This is a genomic window from Bradyrhizobium sp., from assembly GCF_019244115.1.
Classification (GTDB): Bacteria; Pseudomonadota; Alphaproteobacteria; order Rhizobiales; family Xanthobacteraceae; genus Bradyrhizobium.
The window spans coordinates 1-5,055 of record NZ_JAFATE010000378.1; the positions used below are offsets into that span (position 1 = coordinate 1).

Consider the following 5,055-nt stretch of genomic DNA (forward strand, 5'->3'; position numbering starts at 1 on the left):
AAAGGACGGATGAAAAGTCTAGGACGGCAAAATGCCGCGAGCCAACCAATTCGCCCGGTTCCGGGCCTCCGCCCACATTTTTGTCGGGTGCCGCGCTCTCCCAGGCACTGTCTTTCTCAACCATTGGCCCCTATATTGGACGTGCCGGTTCGCCGGCTATGGAAATAAATCGCCGTCGAAATAAACCATTCGGACCCGGGGGCGGTACCCGGCGCCTCCACCAAAGCCCGCACGTCAGGCGGGCTTCGGCGGGGGCGAAATAGGATCGACGAGGGCGTAAAGGGCGAGCTTTTTCCCGGTATTGTTCCGCCGTTATCGGGCTACTGCAATAGTTGCCAACGACAACTTTGCTCCGGTTGCTCAGGCTGCGTAACGCAGTTTGAAAGACCACTCTAAAGTCCTGATGGGTTAAGCTCCGTCAGGCGGGGTTCGGAGGCACCTGGCAACAGAAGCCTCCACTTCACGCTCTGCCTGTTGTTCGGGCTGTTTTGGCTGTGCCTGCCGAATTTCCCCCGCTGACCTCGGCGGTTCGGCAGGTTACGATGCAGGACAAGGCGAGTCGGGCAACCGGTTTGGCCGGCACCTTTGGATTGCGACGGGACTGGGACTGAACCATGGCCACCGACCACATCCGATACGATGTGCTGACGCGCGACGCGTTGCGCGGCGTACTGCGGCGCGTGCTGAGCGACGCGGCGGCCCACGGACTGCCCGGCGAGCACCATTTTTTCATTACGTTTCTGTCCAAGGCCGAGGGCGTCAAGCTATCGGCGCGCCTGCTTGCGCAATATCCCGACGAAATGACTATCATCCTGCAGCACCAGTTCTGGGATCTGGCGGTGTTCGATGATCGCTTCGAGGTCGGCCTGTCGTTCGGCGGCATCCCGGAGCGCCTGTCGATTCCCTTCAAGGCCATCAAGAGCTTCTTCGACCCGTCGGTGCAGTTCGCCGCTCAATTTGAGCCGTCCGAGATCGCAGCGGAGACGACGGCGAAGAACCTGCCCGGGGGGCCCGCGCCCTCGCCTGCAGCAACGGCGGCGCCCGCGCCGCAGCCAACCGGCGAAGAGACCGGACAACCGGCCAAACCGGGGGATGGCGCCGAGGTGGTCCGGCTGGATCGCTTCCGCAAGAAATAGCTGGACATACCGGGCGTCTTCCGCGTTCGTCCCCATATCCTATAGTGACCGTATGTGAGGCCGGGGACGCCGGTCAAAAAAACACAGCGGGCACGCCTGATGACCGGATCCAGCCGTTCGACCCAAGCCAAATCCACCCGCGTCGAGACCGACAGTTTTGGTCCGATCGAGGTTCCTGCCGACCGCTACTGGGGCGCCCAGACGGAACGGTCGCGCCAGAATTTTCGCATCGGCCACGATCGGATGCCTATCCCCATCATTCGTGCGCTCGGCATCGTCAAGCTCGCGGCAGCCCAGGCGAATCGCGAACTCGGACTGATTGATCAGCGGCGCGCGAACGCCATCATCCGCGCGGCGCGCGAGGTGATCGACGGCAAGCTCGACGACCACTTTCCCCTTGTCGTGTGGCAGACCGGCTCCGGCACACAAACCAACATGAACCTGAACGAGGTGATCGCCAACCGGGCCAACGAGCTGCTCGGCGGCGAGCTCGGCGCCAAGGCGCCGCTTCACCCGAACGATCATGTCAACATGAGCCAGTCGTCGAACGACTCGTTTCCGACCGCGATGCATATCGCGGCGGTGCAAGGCATTCTCGGCGATCTCGTTCCGGCCTTGAGCGAGCTTTTGCACCTGCTGCGCGAGAAGGAAAAAGCTTTCGCTAATATCGTGAAGATCGGCCGCACGCACACGCAGGACGCCACTCCGCTCACGCTCGGACAGGAATTTTCAGGCTATGCGGCGCAGGTGGAGAGCGCCATCATGCGGCTGCGCACCGTCGTGAAAGATCTTTTTCTGCTCGCACAGGGCGGCACTGCCGTCGGCACCGGCCTCAACGCAAAGCCGAGATTTGCAAAACTGTTCGCAAAACAGGTCGCAAAGATCACCGGCCTGCCATTCACCAGCGCGCCGAACAAGTTCGAGGCGCTGGCCTCCCATGATGCCTACGTCTTCGCGCATGGCGCCATCAACGCGGCGGCGACCGGACTATTCAAGATCGCAAACGACGTTCGTTTCCTGGGATCCGGGCCCCGGTCCGGTCTCGGCGAACTCATCCTGCCCGAAAACGAACCTGGCTCCTCGATCATGCCGGGCAAGGTCAATCCGACGCAGTGTGAAGCGCTGACGATGGTCTGCTGCCAGGTGTTCGGCAATCACACGGCCATTACGGTCGCCGGCAGCCAGGGGCATTTCGAACTGAACGTCTACAAGCCAATTCTCGCCTATTGCATGATGCATTCTGTTCAATTGCTCGCCGATGCCGTGCGCTCATTTGCCGCGAACTGCGTTGCAGGTCTGCGTGCCGACGAGAAGCGCATCCACGAATTGATGGAACGCTCGCTGATGCTGGTCACCGCGCTTGCACCCAGGATCGGATATGACAGTGCTGCCAAGGTCGCCAAATCGGCGCACGCGCGAGGAACAACGCTCAAGGAAGAGGCCGTGCGGCTGGGCTTTGTCTCCGCGCAGGAATTCGACCGTCTGGTTCAGCCGGAGAAAATGACGCGCCCAGGTTGAGAGCGAAGAGAACATAAAGTACATTCGAATATTAGCGGTATTCCCGTAGTAATACGGACTGCAATTCCTTACCATTCCGCCTAACAATGCCTTCGAATACCAGCCCGCTGGTGTTCGGCGAGCATGGATCACTGACATCGTCAACGATTGCGGTCCGCAGTTCTGTTGATGGTATTGGAGGGTGAGCAGAGTGGAACTTTGGACACGGGCAGAGACCGCATTCGCGCAATACCGCTGCCTCGTGCTTCGCAATGCGCTCTCGCGCTCTGCAATCGTCGATTGATGGGAGCGGCCATGGGCGAAATCATCAACCTGAAACGCTTCAAGAAACGCGTCGCACGCGACGCGTCGGAGCAGCAGGCCGCAGCCAATCGTGCGCAGTTTGGGCGCACCAAATCAGAACGTGCAGCCGACGAGAAGTCGGGCAAGCGCGCGCGTGAATTCTTGGATCAACATCAGCTCAATGGCGAGGACGCGTCATGAAGTCGCCTGTGGTAAAACGTTCAATTGTGGTTGCCGGTCACAAGACCAGCGTCAGCCTTGAAGAGGCATTCTGGAACGGGATGAAAGAGATCTCCGGACTTCGGAACATGACCTTGTCCGAACTCGTCGGGGAGATCGACGGCAATCGCCAGCAGGGCAACCTGTCGTCGGCGATCCGGCTCTTCGTCCTCGACTATTTCAAGAGCCGGGCGATAGCACCGCAGGAAGCGGTGTCGATGGGCCTCCGCCAGGTGCGCGAGCAGGTCGCCGGACCGGTCTAGGACCAGCGGCGAGGACCTTGCCGATGAAGTCGCCGGTGGTGAAGCGCTCGATCGTGGTCGCGGGTCACAAGACTAGCGTCAGCCTCGAAGAGGCGTTCTGGAACGGGATGAAAGAGATCTCCGGCCTCCGGAACATGACGCTGTCCGAACTCGTCGGCGAGATCGACAGCAATCGCCAGCAGGGCAACCTGTCGTCAGCGATCCGCCTCTTCGTCCTCGACTATTTCAGGAGCCGGGCGATGACACCGCACGAGGCCAAGTCGCTCGGCTGAGCCTGGCTCGACGGCGCGCGTCTTCGCAAGAGAGGCGCGCCATCGTGCCGGTTGTCGAGGGCTAGTAGACGAGCCCGGTGCCCGGCGGCAGGTCCAGGGCGGCGGCGAGCGTCTTATACTCGCTGCAGTCGGTGCCGCATATCTCGGCGATCCGGTGCAGGTGATAGATCGCCTGATCGCGGTTGCCCTGCTCGAGCTGCCAAAGACCGTAGTAGTTCCAGGTCAGGACGTGGTTCGGATCCGATTTCAGCGCGCGCTCGTACCAGACCTGCGAGAGCTTGTAATCGCCGAGCTTGCGATAGGAATAGCCGATCAGATTGGCCACGTTGGCGAAATCGTCGTGGCCAAGGGCGTGAAGCTGCGCGATCGCCGAAGCATAATCGTGCTGGTCATAAATGGTCGCGTAGGCGTCGCGGTATCCTTTCGCAAAGGCCGGATCGTCGAACAGCGACTGCTTGGCCTTCTTGGCTTTGTGGGTGGACTTCATCGAATTGGATTTCGATGGCGGCGGCGCTTCCTCGGTGGGCGCTGCTCCACCTCCCCCTCCGCCACCACCCGCGGCATGAATCGGTATCGTCGGCAGCGCGATTGCCAATCCAGCGGAAAATGACAGGAATGTCAGGAACCTGAACACTCGTTTGATCATGCATGCCTCCTCTTTGGGGTAGCGCGACGGATCCGAAGTATCCTCCTCAACCCCGCCATCCCAACTGATATTCCCGACCGAGAGATGTCCCTTACAATCGCTCTAAGGTGAGCAGCTCTCTTGACCGCGCCGCTTGACCCACAGCCTTGCGATTGAAAATTAGGACTATGAACGAACACGGAAATCAACGGCGGCCCATGCGCCTCGGCCTCGCCCGGCGCGGCTATAGTGGTGTGATCCAGCGCCTTTCAACGAAAGGGGCTGGCTCCGCGCTGCCTGACGCCGAACTGGAAAGCCGCCTGATCGAACTCGGCTTCGTCGAGGGCGCCAAGGTGGAGATTTTGCACGAAGGTATCGTGTCGCGCGACCCCATCGCGGTTCGTGTCGACAACGTCACCATTGCCGTGCGCCGCCGGGAGGCGATGGCGGTCATCGTCGCCTGAAGCAAGCAGGTCCCACATGGAAGCACGGTTGATGCATCTGGCCCTTGTGGGCACGCCGAACAGCGGCAAGACCGCGCTGTTCAACGCGTTGACCGGCAGCCGGCAGAAGGTCGCGAACTATCCGGGCGTCACGGTCGAACGCAAGGAAGGATCCTTCGTCACGCCGCACGGGCGCCAGGTCTCGTTGGTCGACCTGCCGGGCACCTATTCGCTGAGAGGCCGCAGCCCCGACGAGGAGATCACGCGCGACATCGTGCTCGGCCGGACGCGCGGCGA

Annotated in this window: 8 protein-coding genes and 1 other RNA gene; 8 read left to right on the plus strand and 1 reads right to left on the minus strand. The window is 61.1% G+C overall.

Annotated elements, in window-relative coordinates; translation table 11 throughout:
* Window positions 1-104 precede the first annotated feature (104 nt).
* From ssrA to JOZ76_RS16685, 6 genes are all read left to right on the plus strand, one after another.
* Window positions 105-460: a transfer-messenger RNA gene (ssrA, locus tag JOZ76_RS16660) on the plus strand.
* A 154-nt stretch (window positions 461-614) separates the two neighbouring features.
* Complete coding sequence (locus JOZ76_RS16665; protein ID WP_291699833.1) at window positions 615-1,136, plus strand: SspB family protein; 522 nt, start codon at window positions 615-617, stop codon at window positions 1,134-1,136.
* A gap of 99 nt (window positions 1,137-1,235) precedes the next feature.
* Window positions 1,236-2,654, plus strand: a complete 1,419-nt coding sequence (fumC, locus tag JOZ76_RS16670) for a class II fumarate hydratase (protein ID WP_291699835.1) — start codon at window positions 1,236-1,238, stop codon at window positions 2,652-2,654.
* A gap of 294 nt (window positions 2,655-2,948) precedes the next feature.
* Window positions 2,949-3,137, plus strand: coding sequence for a DUF4169 family protein (locus JOZ76_RS16675; RefSeq protein WP_291699837.1), 189 nt, complete (start codon window positions 2,949-2,951; stop codon window positions 3,135-3,137).
* Window positions 3,134-3,418 carry a ribbon-helix-helix domain-containing protein gene (locus JOZ76_RS16680; RefSeq protein ID WP_291699839.1) on the plus strand — a complete coding sequence of 95 codons (285 nt, stop codon included), beginning with the start codon at window positions 3,134-3,136 and terminating at the stop codon, window positions 3,416-3,418. Before JOZ76_RS16675 ends, JOZ76_RS16680 begins: the two co-directional genes overlap by 4 nt.
* Before the next feature lie 23 nt (window positions 3,419-3,441).
* Window positions 3,442-3,690: a ribbon-helix-helix domain-containing protein gene (locus JOZ76_RS16685; protein WP_291699840.1), complete on the plus strand. Its 249-nt coding sequence runs from the start codon at window positions 3,442-3,444 to the stop codon at window positions 3,688-3,690.
* 61 nt (window positions 3,691-3,751) lie between these two features.
* Here the strand turns inward: JOZ76_RS16685 and JOZ76_RS16690 are convergent, their stop codons facing one another.
* Window positions 3,752-4,336: a tetratricopeptide repeat protein gene (locus JOZ76_RS16690; RefSeq protein ID WP_291699842.1), complete on the minus strand. Its 585-nt coding sequence runs from the start codon at window positions 4,334-4,336 to the stop codon at window positions 3,752-3,754.
* Between the two features lie 167 nt (window positions 4,337-4,503).
* On the opposite strand from JOZ76_RS16690, the gene JOZ76_RS16695 reads away from it, so the two are divergent.
* Both JOZ76_RS16695 and JOZ76_RS16700 read left to right on the plus strand, forming a co-directional pair.
* On the plus strand, window positions 4,504-4,779 hold the full coding sequence (locus tag JOZ76_RS16695) for a FeoA family protein (protein ID WP_291699844.1): 276 nt from the start codon (window positions 4,504-4,506) through the stop codon (window positions 4,777-4,779).
* A 16-nt stretch (window positions 4,780-4,795) separates the two neighbouring features.
* Window positions 4,796-5,055, plus strand: a 260-nt coding sequence (locus JOZ76_RS16700) for a FeoB small GTPase domain-containing protein (RefSeq protein ID WP_291699846.1), incomplete at its 3' end; no start/stop codon positions are given.